Source organism: Bradyrhizobium sp. USDA 4486, from assembly GCF_054057995.1.
On sequence record NZ_JBSRZV010000001.1, the window covers coordinates 3,933,307 to 3,951,053 of the forward strand.

Annotated in this window: 18 protein-coding genes and 1 pseudogene; 6 read left to right on the plus strand and 13 right to left on the minus strand. The window is 65.2% G+C overall.

Features of this window, described 5'->3' with window-relative positions:
- Window positions 1-75: 75 nt before the first annotated feature.
- Window positions 76-792: a peroxiredoxin-like family protein gene (locus ACVWY3_RS19160; protein ID WP_456839865.1), complete on the minus strand. Its 717-nt coding sequence runs from the start codon at window positions 790-792 to the stop codon at window positions 76-78.
- Between the two features lie 83 nt (window positions 793-875).
- Window positions 876-1,160, minus strand: a complete 285-nt coding sequence (locus ACVWY3_RS19165; protein WP_456839866.1) for a hypothetical protein — start codon at window positions 1,158-1,160, stop codon at window positions 876-878.
- A 237-nt stretch (window positions 1,161-1,397) separates the two neighbouring features.
- Here ACVWY3_RS19165 and ACVWY3_RS19170 point away from each other — a divergent pair, with 237 nt between their 5' ends.
- Window positions 1,398-1,877: a cupin domain-containing protein gene (locus ACVWY3_RS19170; RefSeq protein WP_456839867.1), complete on the plus strand. Its 480-nt coding sequence runs from the start codon at window positions 1,398-1,400 to the stop codon at window positions 1,875-1,877.
- A gap of 134 nt (window positions 1,878-2,011) precedes the next feature.
- Window positions 2,012-3,214: an MFS transporter gene (locus ACVWY3_RS19175; protein WP_456839868.1), complete on the plus strand. Its 1,203-nt coding sequence runs from the start codon at window positions 2,012-2,014 to the stop codon at window positions 3,212-3,214.
- Here the strand turns inward: ACVWY3_RS19175 and ccoS are convergent.
- From ccoS to ACVWY3_RS19225, 10 genes and pseudogenes are all read right to left on the minus strand, one after another.
- Window positions 3,211-3,378: a cbb3-type cytochrome oxidase assembly protein CcoS gene (gene ccoS / locus ACVWY3_RS19180; protein WP_100236671.1), complete on the minus strand. Its 168-nt coding sequence runs from the start codon at window positions 3,376-3,378 to the stop codon at window positions 3,211-3,213. The genes ACVWY3_RS19175 and ccoS overlap by 4 nt on opposite strands.
- Window positions 3,378-5,571 (minus strand): annotated as a pseudogene (locus tag ACVWY3_RS19185) (cation-translocating P-type ATPase). The gene ccoS and the pseudogene ACVWY3_RS19185 overlap by 1 nt, the downstream one beginning before the upstream one ends.
- 11 nt (window positions 5,572-5,582) lie before the next feature.
- A complete protein-coding gene (locus tag ACVWY3_RS19190; RefSeq protein ID WP_456839869.1) occupies window positions 5,583-6,068 on the minus strand; it encodes a FixH family protein in 486 nt (161 codons plus the stop codon).
- Window positions 6,069-6,083: 15 nt separating this feature from the next.
- A complete protein-coding gene (gene ccoG, locus ACVWY3_RS19195) occupies window positions 6,084-7,550 on the minus strand; it encodes a cytochrome c oxidase accessory protein CcoG (protein WP_456839870.1) in 1,467 nt (488 codons plus the stop codon).
- Window positions 7,551-7,658: 108 nt separating this feature from the next.
- Window positions 7,659-8,534: a cytochrome-c oxidase, cbb3-type subunit III gene (ccoP, locus tag ACVWY3_RS19200; RefSeq protein WP_456839871.1), complete on the minus strand. Its 876-nt coding sequence runs from the start codon at window positions 8,532-8,534 to the stop codon at window positions 7,659-7,661.
- 6 nt (window positions 8,535-8,540) lie between these two features.
- Window positions 8,541-8,705, minus strand: a complete 165-nt coding sequence (locus ACVWY3_RS19205; protein ID WP_027558455.1) for a CcoQ/FixQ family Cbb3-type cytochrome c oxidase assembly chaperone — start codon at window positions 8,703-8,705, stop codon at window positions 8,541-8,543.
- A gap of 13 nt (window positions 8,706-8,718) precedes the next feature.
- On the minus strand, window positions 8,719-9,453 hold the full coding sequence (gene ccoO, locus ACVWY3_RS19210; RefSeq protein ID WP_456839872.1) for a cytochrome-c oxidase, cbb3-type subunit II: 735 nt from the start codon (window positions 9,451-9,453) through the stop codon (window positions 8,719-8,721).
- Window positions 9,454-9,463: 10 nt separating this feature from the next.
- Window positions 9,464-11,113, minus strand: coding sequence for a cytochrome-c oxidase, cbb3-type subunit I (ccoN, locus tag ACVWY3_RS19215; RefSeq protein ID WP_456839873.1), 1,650 nt, complete (start codon window positions 11,111-11,113; stop codon window positions 9,464-9,466).
- A gap of 314 nt (window positions 11,114-11,427) precedes the next feature.
- Entirely contained in the window at window positions 11,428-11,853 is a 426-nt protein-coding gene (locus tag ACVWY3_RS19220) for a CBS domain-containing protein (RefSeq protein ID WP_456839874.1), read from the minus strand.
- A gap of 25 nt (window positions 11,854-11,878) precedes the next feature.
- The gene (locus ACVWY3_RS19225; RefSeq protein WP_456839875.1) at window positions 11,879-12,712 is read right to left on the minus strand and encodes a universal stress protein; all 834 of its coding nucleotides are present in this window, start codon (window positions 12,710-12,712) and stop codon (window positions 11,879-11,881) included.
- 207 nt (window positions 12,713-12,919) lie between these two features.
- Here ACVWY3_RS19225 and fixL point away from each other — a divergent pair, with 207 nt between their 5' ends.
- From fixL to ACVWY3_RS19245, 4 genes are all read left to right on the plus strand, one after another.
- Window positions 12,920-14,437 carry a sensor protein FixL gene (gene fixL / locus ACVWY3_RS19230; protein ID WP_456839876.1) on the plus strand — a complete coding sequence of 506 codons (1,518 nt, stop codon included), beginning with the start codon at window positions 12,920-12,922 and terminating at the stop codon, window positions 14,435-14,437.
- Between the two features lie 3 nt (window positions 14,438-14,440).
- Window positions 14,441-15,058, plus strand: a complete 618-nt coding sequence (gene fixJ / locus ACVWY3_RS19235; protein WP_456839877.1) for a response regulator FixJ — start codon at window positions 14,441-14,443, stop codon at window positions 15,056-15,058.
- A 103-nt stretch (window positions 15,059-15,161) separates the two neighbouring features.
- A complete protein-coding gene (locus ACVWY3_RS19240) occupies window positions 15,162-15,584 on the plus strand; it encodes a response regulator (RefSeq protein ID WP_456839878.1) in 423 nt (140 codons plus the stop codon).
- 104 nt (window positions 15,585-15,688) lie between these two features.
- Window positions 15,689-16,387 (plus strand): helix-turn-helix domain-containing protein, encoded by a 699-nt coding sequence (locus ACVWY3_RS19245; protein ID WP_456839879.1) that lies wholly within the window; start codon window positions 15,689-15,691, stop codon window positions 16,385-16,387.
- A 32-nt stretch (window positions 16,388-16,419) separates the two neighbouring features.
- Here ACVWY3_RS19245 and ACVWY3_RS19250 read toward each other — a convergent pair whose 3' ends face one another.
- Window positions 16,420-17,724, minus strand: coding sequence for an MFS transporter (locus tag ACVWY3_RS19250; RefSeq protein ID WP_456839880.1), 1,305 nt, complete (start codon window positions 17,722-17,724; stop codon window positions 16,420-16,422).
- Window positions 17,725-17,747: the final 23 nt, after the last annotated feature.

Genomic DNA, 17,747 nt, shown 5'->3' on the forward strand with positions numbered 1-17,747 from the left:
CCCTTCCACTCTCTCACATGCCTTCGCCAAGGCTTCGGCGGACATGAGGGGAGAAGGGAAGAAAGCGCGCGCGGTTCAACACTCCCGGCTCGCATCTTCCAGCGCTGCGAGCAGATCGTCGATCTCCATGCGCTTGCGGAAATCCGGATCGACGAAACGCGCTTTGACAATTCCGTCGCGACCGACGACGAACACGGCCGGAATCGGCAGCATCCAGCCGTCATTGCCGTGGAATTTCGCCATGTCCTGATAGGACAACAGGCTCTGGATTTCGGCGCCGAGCCAGATCGCGAGATTGAGCGACAGCGCATAACCGTTGTCGAGATCGGTCAGGACCGGAAATGGCGCGCCGGATTCGGCCTTGAGCTGCCGCGCATATTCCTGCGTCTCCGGCATGATCGCGACGACGCGCGCGCCCATGGCCTCGATGCGGTCCAGCGCCTGAACGACCGCGCGGACGTTGAGCCGGCAATAGGGGCACCAATGGCCACGGAAGAACATCACCGCGACCGGGCCGCTCTCCAGCAGCGCAGTCAGCGTGACGAGACGTCCGCTGTCGTCCGGCAGCATGAATGGCGGCATCGCATCGCCCGGGCGCGGCGCAGTCTCGCCTCCGCCATTTCCGCCCAATCGGGTCACCAGGCGGTCGACCGCCTCGCCGTAGGCCGGGAAAACCTCGCGGCTGGCATCGGCATAGGCGCGGAGCTGTTCGTTCAGCGTGCCGTCCATGTCACGACAACGCAGGAAGGCAGATCTGAGCCGCTCGGCGTCGGCTGGCGAGAGAGACGTCATCTTCCGCTCCGGCGTTCGTGAGGTGAATATTAGTTTCCTGGTTCGGCCGCCCGCAAGGGGGCGGCCGCCATGCCGGGACCGATTCAGTTCACGTAGAAGTTGCCGGTCGGATCGAGCCGGCCCGAGGTCGAGTACAGCGTGCCGTTATCCATGAAGAAGACGGTGTTCTCCGGCACCTTCTTCGCGTTCTTCATCATGGCCTCGTGGTTCTTCTCGGCCGGGGCCATGGCCATCGCCGACATCTTGCCGGGCCCGCCATAGACATAGGCCATGCCGGCCTTGAAATCCCAGGTCGCCTCCGAGAAGGCCGACGTGGCGATCACCGCGAAGGCGGCGGTGAAGATCAGGGTCTTGGACAATCTCCTCATGGAATGCTCCTCCGGATTGACGTGCACGCCCGCCAATCGGGCGCAGTGCCATCGGACGCCAGACACAGCAGAAGCGGAAATGCCGATGTCCAATCGGTTCGATAGCCGCCGCGCATCAAGATAGCGCGCAGCTATCGGATCAAGAGCAAGCCGGCATTTCAGGATCGAGACAGCTTCGACCAAGCTCCTGCCATAGCCGGCGACCATCACGGTTGCGGCCAGCACAGGAGACTTCCCATGTCTAGGCATCACGTATTGTCGCGCACGGTTTGGACGGGCCTTGCCGTTCTCGGGGCGCTCACATTTGCGACGCCGGTCTTCGCCGGCGAATGCCCGGCCGACAAGATCAAGCCGAACGCGCAGCAGATGGTCGATACCAAGCCTGTCGGCGTCACCGACGTCACGCTCGGCGCAATCGACCTCGGCAAGCAGCCGGCCCATATCGAGGGCCGCGAGCTGCGCTTTCGCAAGCTGACCATCGAGCCCGGCGGCATCGTGCCCTGGCACAGCCATGACGATCGCCCTGCCCTGATCTTCGTGCAGCAGGGCGAAATCGTCGAACACGCCTCCAACTGCGTCGATCCGATCGTGCACAAGGCCGGCGACATCCGTCCCGAAGTCTACGGCACCTCGCATTGGTGGAAGAACCTCGGCAAGGAAACGGTCATTCTCTATGTCGCTGACGTCCGCAAGGATCCCAACGACCATCACATGTAACGAGCTTTGGTGTCCCGTCATTCCGGGGCGCGAAGCGAACCCGGAATCTCGAGATTACGGGTCTGGTGCTCCGGGCCGCGCTTTGCACGCCCCGTCCGCACCAGCCCGGAATGACAAGTCAAAGAGAAGCAGCCATGACTGATCTTTCCGCGTCGATCAAACCAGCCGCCATGACGATGGAGGCGTACTCGCCTGGTCTCGCGCTGCGCTCGCTCGTGATCGGCCTCACCGCATTCCTGACCGTCGTCGACCTGTTCGCGACGCAGGCGATCCTGCCCTCGCTGACGCGCCACTACGGCGTTACGCCGGCAGCGATGGGATTTGCCGTCAATGCCAGCACCTTCGGGATGGCCATTGCGAGCCTCGTCGTCGGCTTCTTCAGCCCGCGCATCAACCGCCGGGCCGGAATCCTGGTGAGCCTCCTGCTACTGGCAATCCCCACCAGCCTGCTGGCGTCCGCACCGAATCTTGCCGTCTTCACGACCTTGCGCGTCGCGCAGGGCCTGTGCATGGCGTCTGCCTTTGCCCTCACCCTCGCCTATCTCGGCGAACAATGCAGCGCCATGGACGCCGGCGGCGCGTTCGCCGCCTACATCACCGGCAATGTCGGAAGCAACCTCTTTGGCCGGCTGATCTCGGCGGCGATCGCCGACGGCCTCGGCCTTGCCTGTAATTTCTATGCCTTCGCAGCGCTCAATCTGGCCGGCGCCGTGCTGGTCTATTTCACCATCGGACGCGTGCCGCCGATGCATGCGATGATGCCGGCGGCCTCGCCGCTCGCCGCCACTATCGCGCATTGGCGCAATCGGCGGCTGCGCGCCGCCTTCGGCATCGGCTTCTGCATCCTGTTTGCCTTCATCGGCACCTTCACGTTCGTGAACTTCGTGCTGGTCCGGCCGCCGCTGTCGCTGGGTATGATGGACCTCGGCCTCGTCTATTTCGTCTTCCTGCCGTCGGTCGTCACGACGCTTCTCGCCGGCAAGGTGGCCGCGCGGCTCGGAACGCGGGCGACGATCTGGGGCGCGCTCGCCGTTGCCGGGCTCGGCCTGCCGCTGATGCTGACGCCGCATCTCGGCGAAGTGCTCGCCGGCATGGTTCTGGTCGGCGTCGGCACATTCTTCGCGCAGGCCGCCGCGACCGGCTTCGTCGGACAGACAGCAGCCGACAACCGCGGCATCGCCAGCGGGACCTATCTTGCATGTTACTTCTGCGGCGGGCTGGTCGGTACGGCCGTGCTCGGGCGATTGTTCGACAGTTTCGGCTGGCACGCCTGCGTCGCGGGTGTCGGCGCGGCACTCGCGCTGGCCGCCCTGCTCACCTTCGCCCTGAGGCGCTAACGCTTGACCGGCGCTTCCTGCGGCGGCTCGTCGTCGGCGATGGCGCGCCAGGCGGCGCCGTCGAGATCGTCATACTGGCCGCTTTTCAGCGACCAGAGGAAGGCGACGAGACCTGCGCCTCCGAGCATTAGCGCCAGCGGGACCAGGATGACCAGGATCTCCATCACAGGGTCTCCCGCGAAGCGCTGCGCGCGCGCAGCGAGTTCAGCATCACCAGAATCGACGATCCGCTCATGGCCGCCGCCGCAATCAGGGGCGTGACCACGCCGCTGATCGCGACCGGCACGGCCAGCACATTGTAGCCGATCGCGAGCCAAAGGTTTTGCCGCATCAGATGCAGCGCCTTGCGCGACGCATCGATGGCGGCGACGACGGGAGCGAGCGGCCGGCCGAGGAAGACGAGATCAGCAGTGGCCTGGCTCAGATGTGCGGCCGAGATCGGCGACATCGAGACATGGGCCGCCGCGAGCGACGGCGCGTCGTTCATGCCATCGCCGACCATCAGCACTTTTGCGCCGCGCCGCTTCAATTCCTCGATCCGCGCGATTCTTGTCGGCCGGCGTCACGCCGGCGCGCCACTGGGGAATCCCGAGCGCGTGCGCCGCGGCGATCACCGCCGGCTCACGGTCGCCGGAGAGGATCTCGATGCCGATGTTGCGCGCCTTCAGCGCCGCGATCGCAGGCTGGGCGTCCGGGCGCAGCCCCTGGCGCACCGATAAGATGAATTTTTCGCTCCCCTTGCTGAACGCGACGACGGAGGCCTCGGGATCGAGATCGTCTGCCAACCCGACAAGGCCCTCGGCACCGCAGAACGACGGACGGCCGAGACGTAGCTCGATACCGTCCAGCGTGGCGCGCACGCCCTGGCCGGTCTCTTCAACGGCACCGACGATCGGCGACTTTGCGACGGCGGCCTGCGCGACTGCGGCGGCCACCGGATGATGGCTCGACAGCGCGAGCCGGCCGGCAAGCTCGAAGATATCGGCGGGAATGTCGGCTGCGTTGGTCACTTCGAGATCAGGCAGCGTCAGCGTGCCGGTCTTGTCAAAGATGATGTAGTCGGCCTCGGCGAGGCGCTCGATCGCATCGCCGGCGTTGAGCAGAACGCCGGATTTGAACATCGCGCCCGCGGCCACGGTCTGCACGGTGGGGATGGCGAGCCCCAGCGCGCAGGGGCAGGTGATGATCAGAACCGCGACGCCAGTCACGATCGCATCGTGCCACGACGCGCCGGCGACGACCCAGCCGAGGATCGTGATCAGCGCGGTCGCATGCACCACCGGCGCGTAGAGCCGCGAGGCGCGGTCAGCGAGCCGCATGTAGCGCGACCGTGCGGCCAGTGCATTGTCGAGCAGCCGCGTGATCTCGGCGAGCAGCGTCGCTTCCGAGGCCGCCGAGACCCGCACCCGCAGCGTGCCGGAGATGTTCATCGAGCCGGCATAAACCGGTGTGCCCTGCCCGGCGGTGACGTACAGCGTCTCGCCGGTGATCAGGCTCTGATCGATCTCCGAACGTCCCTCGATCACGGTCCCGTCGACCGCGCAGCGCTCGCCGGGCCGGAGCAGCACGATGTCGCCGGGATGAATCGCCGCGACCGGCACCTGCGAGATTTCATCGGGCCCGACGAACTTCGCCGCCGTCTCGGCCTTCAGCGCGGCGAGATTGCCGGCGACCGCACGGGTCCGACGCCGCATGTTCTGGTCGAGGAAGCGGCCGACCAAGAGGAAGGTCAGCAGCATGATCGCCGCGTCGAAATAGGCGTGCTCGGCGTGGTGGATGGTCTCGACCACGGACATGCCCAGCGCAAGGCATACGCCGATCGAGATCGGCACGTCCATGTTGGTGGCCTTGTTCGACAGCGCGCGCCAGGCCGAGCGAAAGAAGGGTTGACCGGCATAGGCTGCCGCCGGCAGCGCGATCAGCGCCGACAGCCAGTGGAAGAAGTCGCGCTGCTCCGGCAGCATGTCCGAGACGTTGCCCGACCACACCGGGATCGACAGCATCATCACGTTCATGGTGGCGAACGCGGCGACGCCGAGACAGCGCAGCAGGAACCGGGATTCGGCGACCTCGGCCTCTTCCGCGCTTTCGGTCTCGTAAGGATAGGCCTTGTAGCCGAGCTCCTCGAGCCGGTCGATGAAGCGCGCGGGGTCGAGCGTGCCCTGCTTCCACTCCAGCGCGACGCGCCGGTCGGTGAGGTTCACGCGCGCCAGCGTGACATCAGGAATGGCGGAGAGGCCGCGCTCGATCTTGGCCATGCAGCCGGCGCAGTGAACGCCCTCGACCGCGAGATCGATATGCTTGATGCCCTCGCCGGCGGCCCGGACATAGTGCGAGAAATCCCGCGTGACCTGCATGACCATGTCCCTCAGTTCAGGATCACGCGGTTGCGTGACATGAACACGCGCGTGCCGCGCGCCTCGCCCTCGATCACCAGATCCCACTGGCCGGGCGCGACGGCCGCGGCATGGCCGCGATAGATGCCGAAGCCAGCCTCCGACAGCTCGACCTGGAGATCGGCGCGCTTGTCGATCGGCCGCTCCAGCCGTCCGCCGAACTTCAGGCCGCTCACCGGCTGCCCCTTGGCATCACGCGCATCGACCTGAAGCGTGGCACCGCCATCGGCGCGGCGCTCGATGTGGGCGCTGACCTGCCAATTTCGCGCGGCCTGGTCGTGAGCCGCCGAGACCTCGCGGTCGTAGGTGAGGCCCGCAGCATAGGGGCTGTCGACGTCGGTGCCGGGCAGCGTCGCGATCGCGAGCTTCATCATGGTGACATTGACGCCGATCACGAGGCCGAAGAAGGCGACCAGCATCAGGAACACCTTGGTTCCGGTCAGCGGCTTGGTTGCCATTGCAGTCTCCTGGTCTTACGGCGCGACAAAGTTGTCGGTGGTGGTGGCGACCTCACCGAGGCCGATATCGGTGACGTGGAAGCGCACTGGCATCGACTTATCCGGATTGCTCTCCGCCGGCGCGGTGACCAGCAGGCGCAGCTCGCTGGTGGAGTCGCGCGGGATCACGACCATCGGCCGATCAGGCGTCACGGAATCGATGCCGATGACATGTGTGACCAGATTGGCCGGGCCGTCCGCGTCGATCGCAACCACGCGGTCGTACCCGCTCTTGTTGAGCAGCCGCACCGTGTAGGCATTGCGGATCGAGCCGTCGCTGAGCTTGACCGCGACCGGATTTCGATCGTGCAGCACGTTGATGTCGAGCAGGCTACGGGTCGCGAGCGTGTAGATCATGATGCCGCCGACCGCCGCGATGATCGCGCTGTAGACGATCGTGCGCGGGCGAACGATGCGATAGACCGGCGCCTTGCCTTCCTGGCGGCGCTGGATGTTGATGTCGTTGTCGTAGCCGATCAGTCGCTTGGGCCGGCCGATCTTGGTCATGACATTGTCGCAGGCGTCGATGCAGAGCCCGCACTGGATGCACTCGAGCTGCGGCCCGTTGCGGATGTCGATGCCGGTCGGGCAGACCGCGACGCATTGATAGCAGTCGACGCAGTCGCCAACATGCTCGCCCAGCGCGCGCAGCTCGGCCGCCTTCTTCACCGAGGTGCGCTTCTCGCCACGGTCGTAGCGATAGGTGACGTTGAGCGCCCATTCGTCGGTCAGCGCGGCCTGGATGCGCGGCCATGGGCACATATAGGTGCAGACCTGCTCGCGCATGAAGCCGGCCAGCACGTAGGTCGTGGCGGTCAGGATCGCGATCCAGACATAGGCGATCATCGGCGCCTGGAAGGTGACGAGCTCCTTCACCAGTGTCGGCGCGTCATTGAAATAGAGCACCCAGGCGCCGCCGGTCCACCAGGCGATCATCAGCCAGATCGAATGCTTGAGCACGATCTCGGAGATGCGCTCGAGCTTCATCGGGTCGGACGACTTGTCCTTCCTCATTCGCTCGCGCCTGTCGCCCTCGACGAGGCGCTCGACCGCGTAGAACAGATCGGTCCACACCGTCTGCGGGCAGAGATAGCCGCACCAGATGCGGCCGCCGACAGAGTTCATCAGGAACAGTGCCACCGCGGCGACGATCAGAAGACCGGTGAAGTAATAGACCTCCTGCGGCCACAGCTCGATGAAGAAGAAGTAGAATCGGCTGTTGGGCAGGTCGATCAGCACAGCCTGGCTTGGCGCGCCGAGGCCACGATTCCAGCGCACGAAGGGCAGGAAGTAATAGACGCCGAGGCAGAATGCCATCAGGCCCCATTTGATCCGGCGGAAGGTGCCGGAGACGCTCTGGGGATAGACCTTCTTGCGGGCTGCATAGAGCGGCCCGTAGTCGTCGTCCGATGTGAGCTCGTTCGGGTTCACGGTCTTGTTCATCGCTTGAGCTTTTCGAGAGGTGCGATCAAACCTAGACCCGACGCCGCTGCGTCAGTTGATCCAGCTCAAGCGGGGGCATTTTGTCCACCCCCGCCTATTCTTTTTTTGCTACTTGCCGCCTCCCAGCGAGTGGACGTAGACCGCCATCGCCTTGATGGTGGCGGGATCCAGTCGCCCTTCCCAGGCCGGCATGACGCCGGCGCGCCCCTGGCTGATGGTCTCGATCAGGGTCGCCTCGTCCGAGCCGTAGAGCCAGATCTTGTCGGTCAGGTTCGGTGCGCCCATCTCGGGGTTGCCCTTGCCGCCGTCGCCGTGGCAGGCGACGCAATTCTCCGCAAAGATCTTCTCGCCCTTGACGGCGTCAAAACCCTTACGGGTCGACAGGCCCGACAGCGAGCGGACGTAGTTGGCGACCGTGACGATCTCGTCCGGCTTGAGCACGCCATCCTTGCCGAAGGCGAGCATCTGCCCTTCATGCGTCTTGGCATGGCCGGAGCGAGCGCCGAACTGGATGGTCTGCATGATCTGCTCGAGCGTGCCGCCCCACAGCCAGTCGTCGTCGTTCAGGTTCGGAAAGCCCTTGGCGCCGGCGCCGCCCGAGCCGTGGCACGGCGCGCAATTGTCGCCGAACACCGTCCTGCCCTTGGCGCGGGCGAGCGCCAGCAGGGCCGGATCCTTCTCGATGTCGGCGAGCGGCGCCGCCGCCAACGCCGCCATCTTCTCGCCTCGCAGCGTCTCGAGATTGGCGAGCTCCACCGCGAGGCTGGCGCGCGTCGAGTAGCCGAGCAGCCCGGTGGTATTGCTGGAGATCAGCGGCCAGGCCGGATAGACGATCCAGTAGCCGATCGCCCAGATGATGGTGAGATAGAAGGAGATCACCCACCAGCGCGGCAGCGGCGTGTTGAGCTCCTTGATGCCGTCCCACTCGTGTCCGGTCGTGGACTTGCCGGTGACGGAATCGATGTCGCCATGGTGATCGGTCATGATCTCTTACTCCTCCCGCAAAGGCAGGCGCGCCGCTTCGTCGAACGCGGCCTTGTTGCGGGGCCAGAATGCGTAGGCGATGATCGCGAGAAAGATCGCGACGAACACCGGCGTCCAGATCGTGGTGACGAGACCAGACGCGAGATTGTCGAGTGTCAGGATGGCTTTCATCGGTGATGCCTTCTCAGCGAAGATTGGCTTTCTCGTTGTAGAGCTTGAAGTCGACCAGCGTGCCGAGCATCTGCAGATACGCGATCAGCGCGTCCATCTCGGTCGGCGTCCCCGCCTTGCCGTCGAAATTGCGCACGGCGGCCTTGGCGTAGCGCTTGGTGAAAGCGTCGGTGCCGGCATTGTCTGGATCGGCCTGGGCCTTCAGGTCGGCGCCTGCGTTGGCGATCTGCTCGTCGGTGTAGGGCGTGCCGACGGCCTTGAGCGTCTTCATGTGGTCGGCGATCGTATCCGGATCGACCTCGGTCTGACCGAGGAACGGATAGCCCGGCATCACCGACTGCGGCACGATCGCGCGCGGATTGGTCAGATGGGTGACGTGCCAGTCGTCGGAATATTTTGCGCCGACGCGGGCAAGATCGGGACCGGTGCGCTTCGAGCCCCACTGGAACGGGTGGTCGTACATGCTCTCGGCGGCCAGCGAGAAGTGACCGTAGCGCTCGACCTCGTCGCGCAAGGGCCGGATCATCTGCGAATGGCAGAGATAGCAGCCTTCGCGGACATAGACGTTGCGGCCCGCAAGCTCCAGCGGCGTGTACGGCCGGACGCCGTCGACCGCCTCGATCGTGCTCTTGAGGTAGAACAGCGGGGTGATCTCGACCAGGCCGCCGATCGCGATCACCAAGAGGATGCCGACGATCAGGACGATCGAGTTCTTTTCGAAGATTTGGTGGCGTGTCCAGAACGACATGGAAGACTCCTCATTCCGCCGGCTGGAGAGCGACGGGCATCTGGACTTGCCGCTCGCCTGCGCGAACGGTCATCCAGAGATTGTAGGCCATGATCAGCGCGCCGATCAGGAACAGCCCGCCGCCGGCGGCGCGGATGATGTAGAAGGGATGCATCGCCTCGACGGTCTCGATGAAGGAATATTCGAGGAAGCCGAGCGAGGTGTAGGCGCGCCACATCAGGCCCTGGAGGATGCCGGACACCCACATCGCCGAGATGTAGAGCACGATGCCGAGGGTCGCGACCCAGAAGTGCCAGTTGACGAGCTTGAGGCTGTAGAGGCCCTTGCGGTTCCACGCCCATGGCACGAGGCAATAGAGCGCGCCGAAGGAGACGAAGCCGACCCAGCCGAGCGCGCCGGAATGCACGTGGCCGATGGTCCAGTCGGTGTAGTGGCTGAGCGAGTTCACCACCTTGATCGACATCATCGGCCCCTCGAAGGTCGACATGCCGTAGAAGGCGACGGAGACGACCAGCATGCGCAGCACGGGGTCGGTGCGCAGCTTGTCCCAGGCGCCCGACAGCGTCATCAGCCCGTTGATCATGCCGCCCCAGGACGGCATCCACAGCATGATCGAGAAAGTCATGCCGAGCGTCTGCGTCCAGTCCGGCAGCGCGGTGTAATGCAGATGGTGGGGACCGGCCCAGATGTAGAGGAAGATCAGCGCCCAGAAATGGATGATCGAGAGCCGGTAGGAATAGACCGGCCGCTCGGCGCGCTTGGGAATGAAGTAGTACATGATGGCGAGGAAGCCGGCGGTCAGGAAGAAGCCGACCGCGTTATGGCCGTACCACCACTGGAACATGGCATCCTGGATGCCGCCCCAGGCGACGTAGGATTTCGAGCCGAACACGGAAACCGGAAGGGCCGGATTGTTGCCGAGATGCAGCACGGCGATCGTCACGATGAAGGCGAGATAGAACCAGTTCGCGACGAAGATGTGCGGCTCCTTGCGCTTGATGATGGTGACAAGGAACACCAGCAGGTAGACCACCCAGACGATGGTCAGCCAAAGGTCGGCGTACCATTCCGGCTCGGCATATTCCTTCGACTGGGTGACGCCGAGCAGATAGCCGGTGCCGGCGACCAGGATGAAGTAATTGTAGCCGAGCACGACGAACCAGGGCGCGAGATCGCCGGCAAGGCGCGCGCGGCAGGACTTCTGCACGACATAGAACGACGTGCCGATCAGCACGTTGCCGCCGAAGGCGAAGATCACCGCCGAGGTGTGCAGCGGCCGCAGACGGCCGAAGCTGGTCCAGGGCAGGTCGAAATTCAGCGCCGGCCAGGCCAGCTGCGAGGCGATGATGAGGCCGACGAGGAAGCCCGCGATGCCCCAGAACATCGCCATGACGACGGTGAACTTGATCGGCCCCATGTTGTAGTTGGGCCGCCCGTTGATCTCGGCCGGCGGCAGCTCCGCCGGGCGATCGAAGTAGCGGTTGATGATCACGAACACCACGGCGAGGCTCGCCGCCGCGCTCAGCCCGGCATGGAACGCGAACGGCGCATCGAGCGCCTTGGCCGAGGCGATCACGCAGAGGAACGCGGTGACTGCGAACACGGCAGCCAGTCCGCTTTCACCTGATGTCATGGATTTGGAGATGGAGGACTGGCTCATCGCGGATTCTCTTTCGAAAGAACACGGAGCCAGAAACCACATTCAGCCTCGCTGGGAATTGATTGAAATCAAGAGAGGCGCTTGAGTTCGTCTTAGGTGGCAGGCGACTTTTGGGGGATAGCCCGTATTTTTACGGCGCGGCTCTTGAAATGCGTCTCCCTCATGTCCGCCGAAGCCTTGGAAGGCGGATGCAGGAGAGGACAGCAAGCAAGGTGCGGCTAGACTCACTTGGTGGGCACGCTTCCGCCTTCGCTGTTCGAGCTACGGCGGACAAGCCGCTTTGCCCCCTGCGACATTCCGCGAGGGAGGGGGAATCACTCCCGCGACGTCGCCTTGAGCGCGGCGATGACATCCTCGCGGGCGATGATTCCGGCGAGCTTCTGCGCGCCATCGAGCACGATGATGCTGCGGATGCGGTGCTCGACCATGATCTGGAGCACGCGCGTGAGCCGCGTGTCGGGGCTGACATAGATGAACTCCGGCGTCATGACGTCGCCGATGCTGCGGCTCATCAGGTCGTGATAGCGCGGCAGCATCTGGGTCGGCGTGAACGCGAAGCATTTCAGGATATCGAACTTGGTGACGATGCCGACCACCTGCCCGTCGTCCTCGACCGGATAGGAGTTGAAGTCGTCGGTCTCGAACATCTCGCTGAGCGCGAGCAGGTCCTGGTCGCGCCGCACCGACTTGACCTCGCGCGTCATGTAGCGATCGACGGTCTCTTCGAGAAACTTGTACACGGCGCGTCCTCCCCGAACAGCTCGATCAGTGCGACAGCAGCACGCAGCGGGCGGTTTGCGTCACCAGAGATTCCGTGACGCCGCCGAGGATCAGCTCGCGGAAACGTGAATGACCGTAGGCGCCGGCGACGATCAGGCCGGCACCGAACTCAGCGGCGACCCTCTCCAATTGCACCGCGGCGGTTTCGTTCCTCACGGCCTCAGGGACGCGCGCCGTCGCAGTGACGCCGTGGCGGGCGACCCAGGCGGCCACGTCGCTGACGCGCGCCGCCACCGCCGCGCGGTCCTCGCCTTCTTCCGGAATCTCGACAATGGCGACGTCCTTCGCCTTGCGCAGCAAAGGCAGGGCGTCGGCTACCGCTCGCCGGGCCTCGGGCGTATCCTTCCAGGCCACCAGCACGCTACGCAAATCGAGCCAGTTGACCCGGTCGGGCACGAACAACAGCGGCCGGCCGGCCTGCATCACCAGATCCCTGGGGCTCACCAGCGAAAAGGCATCGGAGAAGACCGGACTCTGCCCGCCGCTGACGACGATGTCAGCGCAGCGCGCCTGCGCCAGGACATATCGTGCTGGAAAATCCATGGCGCTGCGCCATTCAAGGCTCCCAGCACGGGTCCTGGTCGCGGCGCGGAATTCCGCCTCCAGATCGGCCAGACACCGTTTGACGGAATCCTCCTCCTGTTCGATCAGGCGCTGGGCCTCGCCACCATCGCTGAAAAAAAGCGGCGGCGCGAACTTTGCCGCGGCGACGCCGACCAGGGCAGCCTCGAATCGTTCGGCGAGTTCGCCCGCGATCCGAAGACGCGCATTGTTGGGCTGGTCGAGCGCGAGGCTGACCATCACGGTCGCGTATGTCATGGCGATTCTCCGAACGGCAATGAACCAGTGAGAAATCTAGCCTCGCCGTGACAAGGCAGGATGAGGTAGATCAAACCGCCGACGCGCTTGGGGCGGGAAATCCGCCAATGGAATCAGCGATCCGAACTTGCCACCGGCCCGCCCTTGGGCGAAATTGCCGACACATTCGCCGCACCAAACCCGCAGCAGGAAAATGGGAGCCATCGATTGTCGCCGACCCGCGTAACGCATCCGCCTGATGACGGTCGCGGCGAGCATTTCCGGGTCCGGATCGAGGGGTTCGGCGTCGGCACCTGGGATCTCGATCTCACGACACGGGAGCTGGACTGGTCGGAGACCGCGCGGATGCTGCTCGGCATCGAGCGCGGCCAGCCGGCCAGCTACGACCTCTTCCTCTCGCGCCTCGCGCCGGAGGACCGCGCCCGCGTCGAGGACGCGATCAGCCAGGTCACCGAGCACGGCGGCGGCTTCGACGTGTCCTTCAAGGTTTCCGGCAATACCGACCGCGGCAAATGGCTCAGGGCCCGCGCCGGCCTGATCCGGGACGGTTCCGGCCTCGCGCGCCATCTCAGCGGCATCCTGCTCGACATCGACGAGGAGAAGCAGGTCGAGGAAGCCTTGCGCACGCGCGAGACTCACCTCCGCTCCATCCTTCACACCATTCCCGACGCCATGATCGTCATCGACGGCCACGGCATCATCCAGTTGTTCAGCACCGCAGCGGAGCGCCTGTTCGGCTGGTCGGAGCGGGAGGCCATCGGCCAGAACGTCAGCATCCTGATGCCGGAGCCGGACCGCACCCGCCACGACAGCTACATCGCGCGCTATCGCTCGACCGGCGATCCGCACATCATCGGCATCGGCCGCATCGTCACCGGCAAGCGCCGCGACGGCACCACCTTTCCGATGCATCTGTCGATCGGCGAGATGCGGTCGGGCGGCGAGCCCTATTTCACCGGCTTCGTCCGCGACCTGACCGAGCACCAGAAGACCCAGGCGCGGCTCCAGGAGCTGCAGTCCGAGCTCGTCCACGTCTCGCGGCTGACCGCGATGGGCGAGATGGCCTCCGCGCTCGCCCACGAGATCAACCAGCCGCTGGCGGCGATCAGCAATTACATGAAGGGATCGCGGCGGTTGCTCGCCGGCAGCCTTGATCCCAACGCGCCGAAGATCGAGAGCGCGCTGGACCGCGCCTCGGAGCAGGCCTTGCGCGCGGGCCAGATCATCCGGCGGCTGCGTGACTTCGTCTCCCGCGGCGAATCCGAGAAGCGGGTGGAGAGCCTGTCCAAGCTGATCGAGGAAGCCGGCGCGCTCGGGCTTGCCGGCGCGCGCGAGCAGAACGTGCAGCTCCGCTTCAGCCTCGATCCCGATGCCGATCTCGTCCTCGCCGACCGCGTGCAGATCCAGCAGGTGCTGGTCAATCTGTTCCGCAACGCGCTGGAGGCGATGGCGCAATCGGAGCGGCGCGATCTCGTCGTCGCCAACAAGCGCGTTGCCGACGACATGATCGAGGTCGAGGTCTCCGACACCGGCTCCGGCTTCCAGGACGGCGTCATTCCAAACCTGTTCCAGACCTTCTTCACCACCAAAGACACCGGCATGGGCGTCGGACTGTCCATCAGCCGCTCGATCATCGAGGCTCACGGCGGGCGCATGTGGGCCGAGAGCAATGCATCGGGCGGCGCGACATTCCGCTTCACTCTGCCGGCAGCCGACGAGAGCTGAGCAATGGCGACCAAGGGACATGTCTACGTCATCGACGACGATTCAGCGATGCGGGACTCGCTGAACTTCCTGCTGGATTCGTCTGGCTTCGGCGTCACGCTGTTCGAGAACGCGCAGAGCTTCCTCGACGCCCTGCCCGGCCTTGCCTTCGGCTGTGTCGTCTCCGACGTACGCATGCCGGGCCTCGACGGCATCGAGCTGCTCAAGCGGATGAAGGCGCAAGCCAGCCCGTTTCCCGTCCTGATCATGACCGGCCATGGCGACGTGCCGCTCGCGGTCGAGGCGATGAAGCTCGGGGCCGTCGACTTCCTGGAGAAGCCGTTCGAGGACGATCGTCTCACCACCATGATCGAGACGGCGATCCGCCAGGCCGAGCCGGCCGCCAAGAACGAGGCGATCGCGCAGGATATCGCCGCCCGGGTCGCCTCCTTGAGCCCGCGCGAGCGTCAGGTCATGGAAGGGCTGATCGCAGGCCTCTCCAACAAGCTGATCGCCAGGGAATACGACATCAGCCCGCGCACCATCGAGGTCTACCGCGCCAATGTGATGACCAAGATGCAGGCGGGCAGCCTGTCCGAACTGGTCCGCCTGGCGATGCGCGCCGGCATGCTGAAGGACTGAGGCAAACCGGATTGAGGCAAGTTGGCTTGAGGCAAGTCGGCTTGAGGCAAGTCGGCTTGAGGCAAGTCAATCCGGGCCGCTCCGGCTGTGCTAGCCAGATGCGATGATCGAGATCGGCTCGCACACCCAGCGCCTTCCCATGGCGCCCTCGGCAAAGCCCGTCGTCTACGTTGTCGACGACGATGCCGCCGTGCTGGGATCGCTGCGCTTCCTGCTCGAGACCGATGGCTTCAACGTGCGCACCTTCAGGAATGCCACGGCGCTGCTGAATGCGGCGAGCGAACCCGGTGCCGACTGCTATGTGATCGACTACAAGATGCCGGACATCAACGGAATCGAGCTCGCCGGCCGCCTGCGCCGGTCCGACGAGGGCACGCCGGTGATCCTGATCACCGGCTATCCCGATGGGAATATCTCGGCTCGGGCCGCGGCCGCAGGGGTCAAGGACGTGATCTTGAAGCCGCTTCTGGACGAGAATCTGGTCAAGAGCATCCGTGGCGCAATCCAGGAACGGCACCGGAATTGACCTTACGGGATTCTACGTAGGTAAACCTCCTTAAGATAACGCGCGAAATTTCCGGATTGCGCAAACCCGGCTAGCAATGCTCCATCACAACGGAGATGGCGCAGATGCTGACCCAGACGCTCGATACCCAGGCGATCAACACGCAACTTCGTGGCAGGATTGCCCCTGCCCATCCCGTCTCCGATCAGTTCGGCGCGATCACGGGCCATGTCGGCCTCGTCGCCACCGAGTTCTCCTACCGCAAGGACGAGGAGATCTACGGCGAGGACGAGCCGGCCGAATATGTCTATCAGGTCGTGTCGGGCGCGGTACGCAGCTACAAGCTTCTCTCCGACGGCCGCCGCCAGATTGGTGCCTTCCATCTTCCCGGCGACGTGTTCGGCCTCGAATCCGGCCCGACCCACCGCCTCGCCGCCGAAGCCATCATCGACACCAATGTGCGCCTCGTGAAGCGCGCCAGTCTGGAGAAGGCCGCCGGCACCGACGTGCAGGTCGCCCGCAAGCTCTGGGCCATGACTGCCGGCGAGCTGCGTCATGCCGAGGACCACATGCTGCTGCTCGGCCGCAAGACCGCGATGGAGCGTGTGGCCACCTTCCTGCTGGAAATGGACCGCCGCCTCGCGGTCGCCGGCATGATGGCGCTGCCGATGTGCCGCCGCGACATTGGCGACTATCTCGGCCTGACGCTGGAGACCGTGTCGCGCGCGCTGTCCCAGCTCCACGCCCAGGGCATTCTCGGCTTCTCCGGCGCCCGTCAGATCGTGCTGCGCAACCGGGCGCGCCTGCACAATCTCGATGCCTGACTTTTCCTCCCAACACGGCCGGCTGAACGCGATCAGCCGGCCACCTCTTTGATCGCGAGCCGCCGCGTCTCCGGCATCAGCAGCAGGATCAGCAACAGCCCGGTCGCGGCGATACCGGACAGACCGATGAACGCGCTGGCATTGCCGAACTTGTCGCTGACATAGCCGCCCAGCGCCGTGCTCAGCGACGCCCCGAGGCCGGTCGCGGTGCCGACGATTCCTTGCGCCAGGTTGAAGTGCCCGCTGCCGAAGGCGACGTCGGCGACGATCAGCGGGATCATCACGGCGAACACGGCCGCAGTGATACCGTCGAACACCTGCACCAGCACCAGCAGATACGGATCGCGCACCGTCGCGAACAACAGGCCGCGGATCGTCAGCGCGCCGAAGCCGATCAGCAGCAGCGGCCGGCGGCCCCAGAGTTGCGCCTTGCGCCCGACCGTCGGCGACAGCAACGCCACGATCGCCTGGGGCACTACGATACAAAAGGCGACGAGCACCGTCGCCCATTGGCTCGAGCGCGCCGTCACGGCGCTCGCCATCAGCGGCATCATCGCGGCGTTCGCCAATTGCAGCAGCAATACGCTCAGCGCGAAGACGATGAGCGGCCGCTGCCGGATCAGATGCCAGACATTGGTGTCGCCCGGCACCGGCGCCTCCCGCGGCATCTCGCCGTGGCAGCGCGCGATATCGACCTCCTCCTCGCGGATCCGCGACAGCGCGATCAGCGTCGGGATCGCGAGCAGGAAGGTGACCAGGAACACCGAGCGACTCGACAGGAGATAACCGGCCGTGCCCATCACGGCCGCCGCGACGCCATTGCCGAGCGAGGCGAAGCGCGCATTGCGGCCGAGCCGCTCGCCGATCGCGAGCGGGCCGACGAGGCCGAGGCTGATCGCCGCGATGGCAGGTCCCAACACGCAGCTCGCCGCAGCATGCAGCGTCGCCGCGGTCACCACCACGGGGAAGATCGGCATCGCGGCATAGGCGAGCGCGCAGCAGCCGATGGTCACGATCGCAAGCGCTGCGACCAGCCGCTCGGATTTGGCGGCATCGATGATGGCGCCGCCCGGCATCTGCCCGATCAGGGCGATGATGCCGCCGATCGACAGCACGAGGCCGATCTCGACCTGGGTCCATTTCTGTGTCGTGAGGTAAACCGCGATGAAGGGACCGAACCCGGTCTGCACGTCGGCGAGGAAGAAGATGAACCAGTCGAGGCCGCGCAGGCTCTGGCGCGACGGCGCCGGAATGGGCGCAAGCCGCAGCGCGACGGCGTTGTTCTGTTCAACGTGGCCGCCGCGATCCGCATGGTCAGGCTTTCTCGACAACAGCACAGGCGGTCAGCCCTCCCCGCGCG